Origin of the sequence: Chryseobacterium sp. IT-36CA2, assembly GCF_949767875.1 — a bacterium.
GTDB lineage: Bacteria > Bacteroidota > Bacteroidia > Flavobacteriales > Weeksellaceae > Chryseobacterium.
Genome location: NZ_CATKPG010000024.1, coordinates 17438 through 33138 on the forward strand (window position 1 = coordinate 17438; position 15701 = coordinate 33138).

15 protein-coding genes and 3 tRNA genes are annotated in these 15701 nt (G+C 36.1%); 5 read left to right on the top strand and 13 right to left on the bottom strand.

From position 1 onward, the window contains the following. Positions 1 to 20 precede the first annotated feature (20 nt). A complete protein-coding gene (locus ACM6F9_RS19180) occupies positions 21 to 1661 on the bottom strand; it encodes a DUF4270 family protein (RefSeq protein ID WP_414847180.1) in 1641 nt (546 codons plus the stop codon). 13 nt (positions 1662 to 1674) lie between these two features. Continuing rightward, positions 1675 to 2445: a glycogen/starch synthase gene (locus tag ACM6F9_RS19185; protein ID WP_105704372.1), complete on the bottom strand. Its 771-nt coding sequence runs from the start codon at positions 2443 to 2445 to the stop codon at positions 1675 to 1677. Positions 2446 to 2616: 171 nt separating this feature from the next. Between ACM6F9_RS19185 and panC the strand changes: the two genes are divergently transcribed. After that, on the top strand, positions 2617 to 3465 hold the full coding sequence (gene panC / locus ACM6F9_RS19190; RefSeq protein WP_414847181.1) for a pantoate--beta-alanine ligase: 849 nt from the start codon (positions 2617 to 2619) through the stop codon (positions 3463 to 3465). Between the two features lie 191 nt (positions 3466 to 3656). Here the strand turns inward: panC and ACM6F9_RS19195 are convergent. The 3 genes from ACM6F9_RS19195 to ACM6F9_RS19205 all read right to left on the bottom strand — a co-directional run bounded on the left by ACM6F9_RS19195 (position 3657) and on the right by ACM6F9_RS19205 (position 3975). Next, positions 3657 to 3729, bottom strand: a tRNA-Lys gene (locus tag ACM6F9_RS19195). A gap of 55 nt (positions 3730 to 3784) precedes the next feature. After that, positions 3785 to 3867, bottom strand: a tRNA-Leu gene (locus ACM6F9_RS19200). Between the two features lie 35 nt (positions 3868 to 3902). Next, positions 3903 to 3975: transfer RNA gene (locus ACM6F9_RS19205), tRNA-Lys, on the bottom strand. Between the two features lie 115 nt (positions 3976 to 4090). Here ACM6F9_RS19205 and ACM6F9_RS19210 point away from each other — a divergent pair. Beyond that, positions 4091 to 4606 (top strand): shikimate kinase, encoded by a 516-nt coding sequence (locus ACM6F9_RS19210; RefSeq protein WP_414847182.1) that lies wholly within the window; start codon positions 4091 to 4093, stop codon positions 4604 to 4606. Positions 4607 to 4623: 17 nt separating this feature from the next. Here ACM6F9_RS19210 and ACM6F9_RS19215 read toward each other — a convergent pair whose 3' ends face one another. After that, complete coding sequence (locus ACM6F9_RS19215; protein WP_129042398.1) at positions 4624 to 5061, bottom strand: RNA-binding S4 domain-containing protein; 438 nt, start codon at positions 5059 to 5061, stop codon at positions 4624 to 4626. Between the two features lie 55 nt (positions 5062 to 5116). Between ACM6F9_RS19215 and ACM6F9_RS19220 the strand changes: the two genes are divergently transcribed. Beyond that, on the top strand, positions 5117 to 5887 hold the full coding sequence (locus ACM6F9_RS19220; RefSeq protein ID WP_414847183.1) for a hypothetical protein: 771 nt from the start codon (positions 5117 to 5119) through the stop codon (positions 5885 to 5887). An 82-nt stretch (positions 5888 to 5969) separates the two neighbouring features. On the opposite strand, the gene ACM6F9_RS19225 is transcribed toward ACM6F9_RS19220, so the two are convergent. The 5 genes from ACM6F9_RS19225 to ACM6F9_RS19245 form a co-directional block, all read right to left on the bottom strand. Further along, positions 5970 to 7487 carry an FMN-binding glutamate synthase family protein gene (locus ACM6F9_RS19225; protein WP_414847184.1) on the bottom strand — a complete coding sequence of 506 codons (1518 nt, stop codon included), beginning with the start codon at positions 7485 to 7487 and terminating at the stop codon, positions 5970 to 5972. Positions 7488 to 7541: 54 nt separating this feature from the next. Next, the gene (gene mtaB / locus ACM6F9_RS19230) at positions 7542 to 8888 is read right to left on the bottom strand and encodes a tRNA (N(6)-L-threonylcarbamoyladenosine(37)-C(2))-methylthiotransferase MtaB (RefSeq protein ID WP_414847185.1); all 1347 of its coding nucleotides are present in this window, start codon (positions 8886 to 8888) and stop codon (positions 7542 to 7544) included. 66 nt (positions 8889 to 8954) lie between these two features. After that, positions 8955 to 9545, bottom strand: coding sequence for a DUF1572 family protein (locus tag ACM6F9_RS19235; RefSeq protein ID WP_414847186.1), 591 nt, complete (start codon positions 9543 to 9545; stop codon positions 8955 to 8957). Positions 9546 to 9633: 88 nt separating this feature from the next. Further along, a complete protein-coding gene (locus ACM6F9_RS19240) occupies positions 9634 to 11736 on the bottom strand; it encodes a T9SS type B sorting domain-containing protein (protein ID WP_414847187.1) in 2103 nt (700 codons plus the stop codon). 190 nt (positions 11737 to 11926) lie between these two features. After that, positions 11927 to 12724, bottom strand: a complete 798-nt coding sequence (locus ACM6F9_RS19245) for a hypothetical protein (RefSeq protein ID WP_414847188.1) — start codon at positions 12722 to 12724, stop codon at positions 11927 to 11929. A 205-nt stretch (positions 12725 to 12929) separates the two neighbouring features. Between ACM6F9_RS19245 and glgP the strand changes: the two genes are divergently transcribed. Then, positions 12930 to 14594, top strand: coding sequence for an alpha-glucan family phosphorylase (gene glgP / locus ACM6F9_RS19250; RefSeq protein WP_414847189.1), 1665 nt, complete (start codon positions 12930 to 12932; stop codon positions 14592 to 14594). A 64-nt stretch (positions 14595 to 14658) separates the two neighbouring features. On the opposite strand, the gene ACM6F9_RS19255 is transcribed toward glgP, so the two are convergent. Both ACM6F9_RS19255 and ACM6F9_RS19260 read right to left on the bottom strand, forming a co-directional pair. Next, entirely contained in the window at positions 14659 to 14847 is a 189-nt protein-coding gene (locus ACM6F9_RS19255; protein WP_105684237.1) for a DUF6496 domain-containing protein, read from the bottom strand. A gap of 11 nt (positions 14848 to 14858) precedes the next feature. Continuing rightward, positions 14859 to 15332 carry a hypothetical protein gene (locus ACM6F9_RS19260; RefSeq protein WP_414847190.1) on the bottom strand — a complete coding sequence of 158 codons (474 nt, stop codon included), beginning with the start codon at positions 15330 to 15332 and terminating at the stop codon, positions 14859 to 14861. 128 nt (positions 15333 to 15460) lie between these two features. Between ACM6F9_RS19260 and ACM6F9_RS19265 the strand changes: the two genes are divergently transcribed. Continuing rightward, on the top strand, positions 15461 to 15682 hold the full coding sequence (locus tag ACM6F9_RS19265) for a bacteriocin-like protein (protein ID WP_414847191.1): 222 nt from the start codon (positions 15461 to 15463) through the stop codon (positions 15680 to 15682). Positions 15683 to 15701 lie beyond the last annotated feature (19 nt).

Here is a 15701-nt window from a genome sequence, read left to right on the forward strand (position 1 = left end):
CTAGTGTTTTTTTATTGTATTTATTTTTTTGTAGCGTAAGTCACTTTAAGCTGGACTCTGTTCGCGTTTGTTTTGTCTAATGAACCTGTAAGAATCATTCTATTCATATCAAATGCTCTTGTTGTATTACGAACACCTAAAAGATTTCCTGTAGCATTTGCAGCGAATGTTCCTGCATTGATCCATAATGGTTTATTAGTTATTGGCTGATCATTTCCACTCGCATCCTTTTCTGTTTTCCCTTCAACAAGATCTTTAAGGGTTTTTGTTACTACAAAATCATAGTACCCTTTACTTTCATTGTAATTATATAACCCAAGACCAGCTAATAAGTCTGATGAATAAGCTAATTTTGAGAAATCAAGAGTTCCATCAGCCTTCATTGGATTCACTGTAAACCTACGGTCTTCTGTTGAATTGGTATTTTTCCAGCTTGCAGGATCCAGATATACTCTGATCTTAGCACTTAAAATACCTATCTTATCTTTTGTATAAATATCTCTAAGAGCAGCAATCGTTTCATCCTTAATTTTCACAACTGCAGAAGGACCTCCCATACCCTGAACATAAAGTTTTGCATCTCCGTCATTGGTATTAATTGATGCCAATGCATTTGCAGACGGAGTTCCGCTTCTGTCGAATTCATATTGTCCAATATGAGCATTAAGACCTCCTACATTAAATACAAGATTTGTTTGTGGTCTTGTAGTTGTTCCGTTATCTACTTTATCATATTTATAATACATGATAAGCTGCAAATCATTAGGAGAGAACTGGTAAAGGTATTTATCCGTTTCATCCACAGAAATTCTGATTCCTTTAAAATATCTGATAAAGTTGGAAGCATCCTGAAGTTCAGGCTTTCCTTTTTTATCAAGAATATGAGTTTGGAAAAAGTCTGTATTGGTCAGCTTCAGTCTGTATCCAAGATTTCCTGTGAATACAACTGAATTATCAGATTTTTTGGTAATAGAGATTGCGCTTACGTTACCGTCAAATACTCCTGACCCTAACAATTCCCCAGTACTTACATTCACATTAGAACGCTTAAAGCTATCATCATTTGAATCCAGAAATTGGGTAATCTCATGTACATTGATCTTCATTGATTTTGAAGCGCCTCCTATTTTACCATATTTACGAACAGGATACGTTTTTTTCTCAATAGAAACTTCTGTAGCGACTCCATCTACCGGGAAATCAGTTTTCGCGTATGTATTGGTCTTTAATGAATCACCTTCAAAGTAATAAGTATTGGAAATTGTATTGGCTGGTGGTCTTACCACAAGAACTACAGAGTCTACTTTTGGGTTTGCACCATTAAAATCGAAATTATCAACAGGCATTCTTAGCTGAGTAAGATAAGAAGCTCTCTGCATTCCGAACTGGCTTTCTGTGAAAGCTCCAAGAACACCTACCGTTAAGGCTCCGCCACTTTCATTCAATCCATTGATCAATCTGGCAGCATCACTCCTGATAGAGTCATTATTATTATAATTGTATGCAACAACATCATATGATATTTCATTACCTTGTGCTGCGTCATTATTAAACAACTGCTCACCAAGAGAATCCGGATCAGGTTCACAGTTATAAAGGATTGTACTTCCGAAAATCGCCAATAAAAGCATGGCGAAGGTCCTTTTAAGAGTATGAGTCATTAAAAATGTGTTTTTAATAAAGTTGATTAATAGAATCTACGTCAAGATATTCCGATTTTTCGGTTGTTGTTTCATTGAAAGCCTTATCCAGGTCTTCATCCAGAAACTCGTCACCTTTTACAACGGCATTTACATAGTTCATACTTTCGATAACAAAACTTTTGATTGTTGGTTTATCTAACGCTTTTAATCCTGAAATATTATCAAATTGTAGCTTTTCGTCGATCTTTTTATCCAGATCAGCATCTTTCTCATTATACAGAGAAAGCACAATTTTCGCGTCTTTGAAATAAGTATCTGATTCGTAGTAAGTTTTAAGGTAAATTGGAACAAAAGAAGACATCCATCCGTTCAAATGAATAACATCTGGCACCCAGTTTAGCTTCTTAATCGTTTCAATAACTCCTCTGGCAAAGAAAATAGCTCTTTCGTCATTGTCTTCGAAAGGATTTCCTTCATCATCGAAATAATATTGTTTTCTTTTGAAGTATTCTTCATTGTCAATAAAGTAAACCTGAAGTCTTTCCCCCGGAAGAGACGCTACTTTAATGATTAGAGGCTGATCCAGATCATTGATAATGATATTCATCCCTGAAAGGCGGATTACTTCATGAAGCTGGAACTTTCTCTCACTTATTTGTCCAAATCTTGGCATAAAAACTCTTACATCATTGCCTTCTTGGTGCATCTTAAGTGCCATTTTGTTTACCACTGCAGCCATATTCGTGTCTTCCTGATATGGATACATCTCTGTAGTAATGTACAGTATTTTTTGATTCGGCATAAACTTTCTATCTAATTTTTGTAAAAATGCTTTAATGTGCAAAATTACAAAAAAACATCCAACATTATTTTAATTAACATTTTTTTACGAAAATTCCCTCGCCCAAATTATTAAAAGTACATATTATTATGCGATATTTTTAGTATTTTTGAAATAGTATTAAAATAAACTATGGAAGTTATAAAAAACAGGAAAGTCCTTCAGGATTTCATTGAAAGACAGAAAGAAATGGGAAAAAAAATTGGCTTTGCTCCTACTATGGGTGCTTTGCACAAAGGCCATCTTTCTCTGTATGAAGAGGCAAGAAAAGAAAATGACCTTGTTATTTCTTCAATTTTTGTAAATCCAACCCAGTTCAATAATCCTGAAGATCTTGAAAAATACCCAAGAGATATTAACAGAGATATCCTTATTCTTCAGAATTCAGGGCTTGTGGATGCTGTTTATATCCCTGAGGTAGCAGACATCTATCCTGAAAAAACCGAAAGCCAGCATTATGATTTTGACGGATTGGAAAATGAGATGGAAGGAAAATCAAGACCGGGACATTTTGATGGCGTAGGAACAGTTGTAGAAGAGCTATTCAGACAGGTACAGCCTGACAGTGCTTATTTTGGAGAAAAAGATTTCCAGCAGCTTGCTATTATTAAAAAAATGGTAGAGAAAAAGCATCTTCCTGTTAAAATAACCGGAGTTCCTATTTACAGAGCAGAAAATGGACTTGCATTAAGCTCTAGAAACCAAAGGCTGCATGAAGATAGGAAAGAAGCTTCAAAACTTATTTATGAAACTCTAAATAAAGTGAATGACTGGTTCAGAACTGTTACCATACCTGAAATAAAACAAAGAGTAACTGATATTTTTGACGACCAGCAGGGCATGAAGCTTGAATATTTCCTGATTGCTGATGAAAACACATTACAGGAAACGGATTTCTTCTATAAAGACAGAAATTTCAGAGCGTTTATTGTTGTAGTAGTGGATGGAGTGAGATTAATCGACAATATGCATTTGGATTAATACAATATACTTTATAAAATAAAAAAACTCTGACGACAACAGCCGTCAGAGTTTTTTTTGTTCTATTATAATTATTGTTACTTATATCATTTCAGACTTCATACAAAAATCAAAGGCCTCCTGAGGGAAGCCTTTGAAACACCAAATCACAAAATATTAATATGAAAAAAATTTACTTTTCAGTAAACTTGTGACCCGGCTGGGATTCGAACCCAGGACCCATACATTAAAAGTGTATTGCTCTACCAGCTGAGCTACCGAGTCGGCCACAATTAAAATGAAATAAATTTCAATATTAATTATAAAATTTTCTTTGCAGTGCCTGCGACTGGACTCGAACCAGCACATCCTTAGGAAACCACCCCCTCAAGATGGCGTGTCTACCAATTTCACCACGCAGGCAATAAAATCACAGAATTTGTAATATTTATTGCTAGTGACCCGGCTGGGATTCGAACCCAGGACCCATACATTAAAAGTGTATTGCTCTACCAGCTGAGCTACCGAGTCGGCCACTTGTGCAACAAGTTTTCATTTAAGTAATGTCCCTTGTTTTAAGTGGTGCAAAGATATGACTTTTTTCTTTATCTCAAAACTTTTTCGCAAATTTGTTAAAAAAAATTTCATGGTAATTTCATTGATCGGATACATGGGAAGTGGCAAATCTCACATTTCCAAAATATTAAGCGAAAAAATCAATTTTAAATTAATTGACCTAGATAAAGAGATTTCCAGAAGAAATAAATTAACCATCCCGGAAATATTTGAAAAAAAGGGTGAGATTTACTTTAGAAAGCTGGAAAGAGAGGCGCTTGAAGAGATATTGGCTTCTGACGAAAATATAGTTTTAAGTCTTGGCGGAGGAACTCCTGTGTATTATAATAATATGGAGATCATCAATCATAATTCTAAAAGTGTGTTTTTGAGAAGTTCTGTTGGAACTTTAGTAGAAAGACTTTCAAAACAAAAAGAAAAAAGACCATTGATTGCCAATATTTCTGATGAAGACCTCCCGGAATTTATCGCGAAACATTTGTTTGAAAGAAATCAGTTTTACAGTAAAGCACAATTTACAGTAGGTACAGATTCACGAGAACCGGAAGACATTGTCAAAGAAATAATAGAAAAGCTCTATCTCTAGAGCTTTTATTATTTTTTTTAATCTTCATTTTCTTCATCACCACCTGTCTCTCCAAAGAAATCATCCCAGTCTGTAAAATCAGAATCAACATCATTTCCCACATAATCATCCATCTCTCGTCTGTCTTTTTTGGTAGGCCTTCCTTCTCCTTTGTTTCTGTAATAGTCTTGTGACATTTTACGAAGTTTCAGTAATTCGTACTGTTCTTTATCGGTAACATCCTTGATATGAAGGGAAACAAGCTTGGCTCCTATTCTGCTTTTAGGAATCTGAATTACCTTTATTTTATAATCAATCTGATTCTTACGGATTTTAATAGTATCTCCTTCTTTTACCTCTTTAGATGACTTTACGGCAGACGTTCCTATAGAAACTCTGTTCTTTTTAATCTCCTCTGCTGCAATACTTCTCGTCTTATAAAAACGAATGCTCCATAAAAATTTATCTATTCTCATAATTTTTTATACTTTTGCCGTTATATTATTTGTAAAGTAATTAAAGTTTTTTGAAATGAAAAAAATATTTTTATATATCCTTGCAGGATCTTTGTGTTTTTCTGCTTGTAAGAAAGATGATGATGTGTCAACCTATGTAGAGCCGGAAGACATTAATACTCAAAACACCTATGACGATCAGGCCATTAAGAAATTTATGGATGAAAATTATCTGGATGCGCAGGGAAATGTAAAAGCTTTTAGTTCCACAGATACTTCAGATGATACCGAAAAGAAATTATCTGAGTTGAATCCTGTAACACTTCCTTCAGGAACAATCTATATTGTTAGAAATGGAGCTCAGCCTTCACCAGCAGATGAGCAAGTAATTGGCAGCACAGATATTCTTAAAGTAATGATGAAAGCGACTACGTATCTGGCAATCAATACAGACGGACAGTCTTCATTTACTGCTGCTACAGATTTCATGAATACAATCAATGGGACTGGAATTCCTGCGATTGACCCTAAGTTCTATTATATTTCTGATGTGAAAGACAAGGAAGATCCATTAATCAAAAATGCAACTACTGATGCTGCAAAACAAAGAAGTTACTATGAGATTGAAGGATTCCGTGAAGCATTGCAAAAATTTAAAGCATTTGACAACTATCCTACTGCATCACCGTATAACCTTCAGGGAGTAATTATTGTTCCTTCAAGAGCTGCTTTCGCAAGAGATCCTTATTTCCCTTACAATTACCAAGGTTACAGCCAGGTAATTTCATTGAGAAATAAAACTTTTGTTTTCAACTTCCAGGTTTATAACAGAACTGTAAGACCATAAGGTATAACATCAAAGTTTACATAAAATAAGAACCCCGCAATGATTATTGTGGGGTTTATTTATATTGATCATATTATTAGTATTAAGATCTTGCTTTCTGTTTTACATTTCCTAAGACATCCGGGAAATAAAGGTCTGCAAGGTGGTCGAATTCATCTCCTCTCATAAACATGGTAGCATCTACTTCTTCATAAGAACTTCTTCCCGCAGCAGCAATCAGTTCATTGCAGGTATGGAGTGTGTTTTTGTGGAAGTGATATACTCTTTCTGCCTTATCAGTTACATCCAGCCCTTTGATAAGCATTTTATCCTGTGTAGCAACTCCTGTAGGACAGTTGTTTGTATTACATCTCAATGCCTGAATACATCCTAAAGAGAACATAAATCCTCTGGCATTGTTACACATATCTGCCCCCATTGAAATGGCTCTCAGAATGTCCAGACTGGTAAGAACTTTTCCGCTGGCAATGACTCTTAATTTATTTCTTACGTTGTAATTGTTAAGTGTTCTGTTCACAAATATCAAAGCTGGTTCCAATGGCATCCCTACTCCATCTGAAAACTCTGGCGGAGCTGCTCCCGTTCCTCCTTCTGCACCATCTATCGTAATAAAATCCGGATAAATTTTCAGTACATTCATCTGAACGCAGATATCTTCAAATTCTTTCGTATCACCAATACAAAGTTTAAATCCAACTGGTTTTCCTCCTGAAAGTTCTCTCAGATGCTGTACGAACCTCAACAATCCTGCTGCGTCTGAGAATGAAGTATGTGATGGTGGTGAAATAACAGTCATACCTGGTGTTACGTGACGGATGGCTGCAATTTCCGGTGTATTTTTTACGCCCGGAAGTACTCCTCCGTGACCTGGTTTTGCCCCCTGTGATAATTTGATCTCAATCATTTTCACATTAGGAAGAGTAGAATATTTTTCAAAAAGCTCCGGATTGAACTTTCCTTCTGCATCACGGCATCCGAAATATCCTGTTCCGATCTGCCAGCAAAGGTCACCTCCTTCCATGTGGTGGGGTGAAATCCCTCCTTCTCCTGTATTATGGTAAAAATTTCCTTTTTTTGCTCCTCTGTTCAATGAAATTTGTGCTCTGTCACTCAATGCTCCAAAACTCATTGCAGAAATATTGAATAACGATGCGTGGTAAGGCTGCGTACACTGCTCTCCACCAACCCATACTCTTGGAAGTTCTTCTGATGGTGATTTGGCATAAATAGAATGCTTGATCCCTTCATATTTTCTGTGATTCACTTCCAGCTGTGTCCCAAAAGCTACAGTATCACTTAAATTTTTTGCACGTCTGTATACTGCAGAACGCTGATTTCTTGGAAACGGCTTCCCGTCTGTCTCCCTTTCAATAAAGTATTGTTGCATTTCGGGTGAAATACTTTCGAAAAAATACCTGAAGTACCCCAATACAGGAAAATTCCTCAAAATAGCATGTTTCGATTGGTAAGCATTGTAAACACCCAATGCATAGATGGCGGATAACAGTGTTGGTATCCAGTAATGCGCTCTGATCAGCAGTGCTATAATCCATGTAGCAGCTACTAATACAATTCCCCAAGATAAAAACTTATCTCTCATGAATGTAGTATTTAAAAGTTTAAAAATAAATTTAGTAGAATTTTTGCAAAGAGCCTATGCTTTTGCTAAAAAACTTTGGTAAGAAGATTGCACAGAAACCGTGCCATCTGACAGGATTTTTTCTAAATTTAGAAATTCAATTTGGTTTACGAATGCAGGATCGAAATCTTTCTGGACTCTCACATAGTTTTCTGTGAAGCCAAACATTTTTCCGTCTTTATTTTCATGCTCCCAAAGAACAGGAAGCGTTTTTCCAAGTTGTGTCTGATAAAATGCCATTTTCTTCTTTTCGGAGAGAATTCTAAGCATTTTATTACGTTTTTTTCTTTCTGCAACGGGAACAACACCTTCCATTGCAGTAGCTTCTGTATTTTCTCTTTCAGAATAGGTAAATACGTGAAGGTAAGTAATAGGAAGTTCATTAAGGAAATTATAAGTCTCCATAAATAATTCCTCTGTTTCTCCCGGGAACCCTACAATAACGTCTACACCGATAGCTGCATCAGGCATTACCTCGCGAATTTTGTTTACTCTGTCATTGTACAGCTTTGTCAGGTAACGGCGCTTCATTTTTTTCAAAAGATCATCGCTTCCGGACTGTAACGGGATATGAAAATGCGGAACAAAGCTTTTACTTTTAGAAACCAGCTCTATACTTTCATCTTTTAAAAGGTTAGGTTCAATAGAAGATATACGGATTCTTTCAATCCCTTCTACTTTATCCAATTCCGAAATAAGATCAAGGAACGTATGCTCGTGTCTTTTATTTCCAAATTCTCCTTTACCATAATCACCAATATTCACACCCGTAAGAACAATTTCTTTGATGTCTTTTGCAGCAATTTCTGTGGCATTTCTGAGAACATTTTCGATAGTATCGGAACGTGAAATTCCTCTGGCTAAAGGAATGGTGCAATAAGTACATTTATAGTCACATCCATCCTGTACTTTCAGAAAAGCTCTGGTTCTGTCTCCGATAGAATAACTTCCGATAAAGAAATCGGTTTCTTCAATTTCACATGAATGAACTACTCCTTCACTTTCAGATTTCTCCAAATCGTCAAGGTAGCTAAGAATATTGAATTTTTCTTTTGCGCCTAAAACAAGGTCAACCCCTTCGATCTGTGAAATTTCTTCAGGCTTTAGCTGTGCGTAGCATCCGACAATTACTACCAGTCCTTCCGGATTGGCTTTCATTGCTCTTTTTACGTGAAGTTTACATTCACGGTCTGCATTTTCTGTCACAGAACATGTATTGATAACATACACATTCGCTTTATCATCAAAACCTACCTTATCATAACCTGCATCTGTTAATTGACGGGCAATAGTAGATGTTTCTGCAAAGTTGAGCTTGCAGCCAAGTGTATGAAACGCGGCAGTTCTGTGAAAAGTAGACATTTGTTACTCCTGAATTTTATGGGTGCAAAGATAGTAATTTTAATAAGAATCCAAGATTGATTGAATCTATTGTTTATATTCATCCCTTACTTCAGAACTGTTTTGAAAGCAGACGGGTGATGAATTGGCTTCCGGTTCTTGTGTTGAAAATTTCGTTTTCATTTCAGTATTAAACTCTTGAGAGCGGTTTCTGGCAATAGACAAGGTATTCCAGTCTTCATTTTTTATCATTTTAGCGATATAAACAATCTGACCAATATGATAAGGATAATGAGCCAATTGTCTGAGAACAGCATCAATCACCGGGTGTGCTTCTCCCCTGATATACGTTATTGAATAGAGATTATCATCATTTATTTTTTCAAGAGCTTCAAAAAAACATTTCCAGCCCTGTTCCCAAAAATCCAGAACCTGTTCTTTGGTGGTAAAGGTATTGACAAACTCTCCGTCTCGGTTACGCCAGGATTTTTCTCCGTCTTCTGTAAGGAAATTAGTCCATCTGGAAAGCATATTTCCTGCGATATGCTTCACTATTATCGCAATAGAATTACTTTCTTCATTGTACTGCCAGAACATCTGATCATCTGTCAACTGGCCGAATGTCTTATCACCAAGAGATTTATAGTATTCAAAGCGTTTTACAAAAAGGTCTTTCATGCTTTCTATTTTGCTATCTAATGTAACAACTTTAGAAAGATAAAACCACCTCAGATGAAGTGGTTTTATCTATGCATTTTATTGATTATTATTCTCTGTTTTTTACGAGTACCCAACCACTAAATTTGATTGGAGTATTCTTCTTGTCATTTTCATTCCATGTGATAGAATACCAGTATGTTCCGGTAGGCACTCTCCTTCCGCCCTGGGTACCATCCCATTTATAGCCGTTTGATCGGTCTGCCTGGAAGATTTTGTTTCCATATCGGTCAAAAACATTCATGATCAGGTTTTGTTTTTTGGCTAATGCTGAATAATCAATCACATCATTGATCCCATCAGCATTAGGAGTAATCACATTGACCAGATTTGGCACCACGATTCCTATTTCTATTGGATCACAGTCATAAGCATCTTTTACATATACGGTGTGATCTCCTCTTGAAAGATTACTGAACACATTAGAATCCTGCCAAATGATATTATCAATTGAATATTTATAAGCTGGATTTCCTCCTATTACGGATATGGTAATGGTATTATTTGAAATATCAATTCCAGAAACAACTGGCTGATCAGAAGGAAGCACTTTCACGGTTTGTGTTGTAATACACTCTCCTGTCTTCAGTTTTACCCAATATACTCCGATTCCCACTTTGATTGTTCTTGTTGTGGCTCCTGTACTCCATTCATAGCTTTTAAATCCGGCTCCTGCATCCAGTGTTGTCTGATCTTCTGCGCAAATGGTAACATCTTTAAGCGTATCAGAATATACAGGTGCAATAACTACCAAAGTAATTCTGGCTACGGCATAACATCCCTGAGCATTGGAAACTCTTACATAAACAAATCCATTAGGAGCAATATAATTATTGGCATTCAGAATTTCATTGGTCTGATTGATGGCGTCTGACAATGAAGGATAATATTTTTTGGTAGGATTCGTTTGACCTGTTACCGAAGCATTAACAAGGTTGAAAGAGGCTGTGGATGGATTGGCTTCTATGAAACATGATCTCAAGGTGACCTCATTCACTACTACTACCGGATTAAACTTCAGGGTAATCTGTGCGATGGCAGTACAGCCAAATTCAGATATTATTTTCACATAAATAACACCTTCAGCAGATACAAATGTCATTGGAGTTGTAATTTCATTGATACCGGCATTGAGATCCGCCATCGTGTGATAATATTTCTTCGTAACATTTGGATTCGCAATAACGTCAGCGGTTGTTAAATCAAACAATGCAGTTCCTGCATTATTATTGTTACAGGCTGTTAATGTTACATTTTGGGCTGTAATAGCTCCATTTTTGAATTTAAATGTTCCAACCTGTTTACATTTATTAAGCGGATTGGTTGCGTTCGTAGGATCGGTATAATTGATACTGTAATAGTAAACCGTTGTTGTATTTACTGTTATAGGAGCTGTAATAGGATTATTTCCCGTTAAGGCATCATTCTGAGTCAGATGATAACTCACCCCAAAGTTTTGATTTCCATTAAGAATTCCCGCAGATAAGGTAGAAAAATCAAATAAGGCTGTAGGAGAACATATTACCACTTCTCTTGGGTCTGCAGGATTTGCAGCCGGAATCCCCGGAGGATTAAATGGCTGCGTCTGGATACCAGGATCTGTAAACGGAGAAGCCAATGTTGCAGTTCCGCCCCAAGTCAAAGAAAAAGGAGCTGTTGTAGAACTTGTGGCACTTACCCAGTTGTCGATAAACAAATAATAAGTTTGTCCCGGCAAAACGTCCAGATATCTGCAATAAGGAGTCAGTGAACCTCCGGCAGCACTTAAAAGAGTACTGGTCATATTTAGTCCTGTTGCAGGACCTGGCCCAATAACGGTTGCAGCATTACAACGTATGGGTGATCCCAAACTTCCACAGGTCACATTAGGACCAAAAATGGCCCAGTCATAATCGGCATCCGGATTATTCGGAACCAGATCGAAAGTAAGTGTTCCTCCGGTAGCAATCGTAATTTTATACCAGATTGAGTTGTGCTCACCGGTAAAATCTATACAACTTCCGGAATTCACCAATTCTTTTATGTTACCGTATCCTGTAGGGCTATAAGTGATATTTGAGTTTCCACAAACTGAAAGCGCCGTAGCACAATCTGCCTGAGAATAATAAACATGAGAGATACACAGAAGTATGAAGAGTAAAAGTTTTCTCATAGATTATATGTTTTTGTGGTTTATTAGTTATACATCGTATTGATATTCAACATACATCAAATATACCTATATTTTAATTACAAATAACAAAATCCATATAATTTTAAACTATTTTAAATTAAAACACCAAATGATTTAAAATTATTCATCTTAATTCAAATTAAACAAAAGAATAACCAAACTCACAACTTTATTTAATACTTGTAATATTTCCACATAGATTTTCGAGGTGGAATATTTTATGGAAGGGGCTTTTTACTTCTTTCAAATGCTCTTTATCCTGGATAAAGGTATATCTTGAAGCAATAGAATTCATATCCGAAACAATTACCAGCCAGCATTCGTCCACAGAGGTATCATAGTAAGGAAATTTCTCATTTTTCTTTTCAATGAGTTCCAGAATTTTGTCCGAACAGAGTTCATCAAAAAGACTCATGCTGTATTCATGAGTGATGAAAACATTTCTTCGGTGGAAGGATTTCCTGATGCTTTTTACACAGCCTACCGCTTTATTTTTTTTAATGCTTTTATAAATATTAATGATATTTTCCTGCTGTACTTCCAGATTATCAAATTTTGTTTCTGAGTGGAATTCTAAAAAATAAACACCACGATATTTCGTAGTGTCTTCTTGTTCTAATAATATTTCTGCCTGGCGGAACATCTTGTTCAAAGTACTTTCCACTTTTTTCATTTCCAGATGGTTAATTACTTCGGTCAATTCAATTCCGATTTTTTTGTCGTTTAATTTTGCGATAAAGTCCGGACTCTCGCAGGTAAGATTTTCAAATTTCACATCGGGGAAGTGATGCATAAAAGAATTGAGAAGAAGAATCTCGGATTTCTTTCTGTATTTTTCACGGTCATGAAGCGGAGATTCGTCTATGGTACGGTGATATTTCTCTATGGGCTTTTTTTTCAAATGCCGATTCAGGTAATATAAACTCAGATTCTTTATCAGATCTTCCTCAGAAAACGTCTTTTTCATGTGTGATTTTTTTATTTAGTTAAAGAACACATGCAGCCATGGGCTTTCATCGTTAAAAGTTTTTGATAATCAAAAATTTACACACTTAAAGGTAAGTAAAAAAACTATTCAATACTTAGTTTTACGATTAATTTATCTGTTAATTAATGTAAAGTTTATTTTCATAATTAATACCTTTGCCTTTTTTAAACACAAATACCTATTTATGGATTTTAAGAATTTCAGAATACCTTACAATATCAACCCCCAATATTCCAAAAAAACCGCCTATTTTTCAATGGAATTTGCCATTGAGCAAGTACTGAAAATATACTCGGGAGGACTTGGATTCCTGGCAGGATCTCATATGAGAAGTGCTTATAATCTTAAGCAGGACCTTATCGGAATCGGTATCTTATGGAAGTTCGGTTATTATGACCAGGCAAGAAACCAAGACCAGACGCTACAGCCGGTATGGACAAAAAAGATGTACAGTTTTCTTGAAGATACCGGAATAAAATTTCAAATCGAAATCCACAGTGCTCCGGTTTGGGTAAAAGTATGGTATCTTGATCCCGAAATTTTCAATACAGCACCTATGTTTTTCCTTTCTACAGATGTTCCGGAAAACGATCATGTTTCCAAAACAATCTGTCACAAATTATATGATGCCAATGAATCTACTAAATTGGCTCAATACATTCTACTAGGAAAAGGAGGAGCTCAATTACTGGATGAGCTGAATACAGAAAGAGATGTATATCATCTTAATGAAGCTCACGGACTTCCGGCAGCGTTTCATCTTTTAAGAAAATACAACGGCGATCTTAATAAAGTCAGAGAAAAACTGGTTTTCACCACTCATACTCCGGAAGAAGCAGGAAATGAAAAACATAATTTCAAATTATGTTATGACATGTCTTATTTCTCCGGTTACAGCATGGAAGAGGTAAAAAAAATTGAAGGTTCCAATGACGACCGTTTCAATCACTCTCTTTGTGCATTAAGAATGGCAAGGATTGCAAATGGAGTTTCTCAGCTTCATGGTGTAGTTTCCAGAGCGATGTGGAGTAAATATCCCGGTATCTGTGAAATTACGTCGATCACCAATGCTCAGGAGTTTAAATATTGGGCAGATAAACCTTTATACAATGCAAAAGACGAGAATGAGGCAGTTGTTTTTGACATCCGTAAAAAGCATTTAAAGAAACAACTTTTCAGCATCGTTGCGGACCAGACAGGGAATTTATTTGATCCTAATATCTTCACGATTGTCTGGGCGAGAAGATTTGCAGGCTATAAAAGAGCAGACCTCCTTTTACATGACAAAGAGAGATTCTACAGACTTCTGAACAATCCGAAATATCCGGTACAGATCATTTGGGCGGGAAAACCTTACCCAATGGATTATTCGGCTATTTCTACGTTCAATACTTTGGTGGAAGAAAGTAAATATCATAAAAATATAGCGGTTCTTACAGGTTATGAGCTTTCTTTAAGTAAATCTTTAAAACAAGGTTCTGATGTATGGCTTAACAATCCAAGAGTTCCGAGAGAAGCTTCGGGAACATCAGGTATGACGGCTGCTATGAATGGCTCAGTAAATTTATCTACAGATGACGGCTGGATCCCTGAATTTGCTAAACATGGAGAAAATTCTTTCGTGGTTCCAAAAGCAGATTATCATAACATGAGTATCTATGAGCAGGATAATTATGATTTAAACAAACTATACGAAATCCTGGAAAACGAAATCCTTCCAACCTATTATGACCGTCCCGACCAGTGGAGAAAAATTCAGCACAATGCAATGAATGATGTGAAAGATCATTTCAACAGCGACAGAATGGCTGATGAATATTACAGACTACTTTACAACGAGGCAAAATAACCCATTTGCTTTTCGTTTTTCAATAAAAATACCCGGAAAAATTTCCGGGTATTTTTATTGAAGTTTATTTGCTTTTTTTCTTTGAAGGTACTTTCAATCCTTCTTCTCTTGCTTCAGAAATACCAATAGCAATGGCTTGTTTTCTGTTGGTCACTTTCTTCCCGGAAGAAGATTTCAGTTTTCCTTCCTTGAATTCGTGCATTACTTTTCCTACTTTGTCCTGAGCTTTTTCTGAATATTTCGTTTTGCTCATAATCTGACTTTTTAAGATTTTGGCAGGGAAACCCCTAGTTCATATACACAGGCATGTTTCAAATACTTTGAACGCTCTCTCGATGTTACCGATTCAAAATGATCATTTTTGATGACAATAATCGGGTCTTCTATATTTTCAATTTCAAAATTGGCAAAATACCTCTCATCCGGACTTGTCTTGTCATTCCTTGCTTTTATTTTCTGCAGTTCATCCGCATATTTCCGGAATCCCGGATCTGAAGAATGGATAAATTTGTATTCATCACCTGCATCCACATGGTAGTGAAGTTTTTTCTCTATCAAACCTGCTTCATCAGTAATTTCTGGGTTATCATTTCCGTCTCTAAACACTACTTCCACTAATGTTCCTCCTTTCTTATGAGCACACTCTTCGGCATCATTAAAGCTGGAAAAACCTGTATAAATAATCTGATCGTTCAATACATAACGATTCAGTTTTTGGTTATATGCATTCGTTTCCATAATTATCATTTGATTTGATTTATACTTATTATATATTCAATTTTTTTGCCAAATTGCCTTTTTTAAGAAAATTCATTAATGAATATTTTTTATTACTTTAGAGTCGAAAACTAAAAACAGTATTTACCATGAAAAATCTAAAAAAAATGTCAAGACTTCAATTAAAAGAAGTACACGGCGGGGTTTTACCCGGAATGAGAAGATGTGTAGACGAAATTACCTGCAAAATCAGAACCTGGTGGATCGGAGGTGGATTAAATTCTCCCTGCACTGCCGCATATCCTTTCTGTGCTCCGGAAGGTTATTATCCCCCGGAAACAGAAGATCCGGGAACTATGCACGAAGTTTAATCAAAATACAGAATCAGGA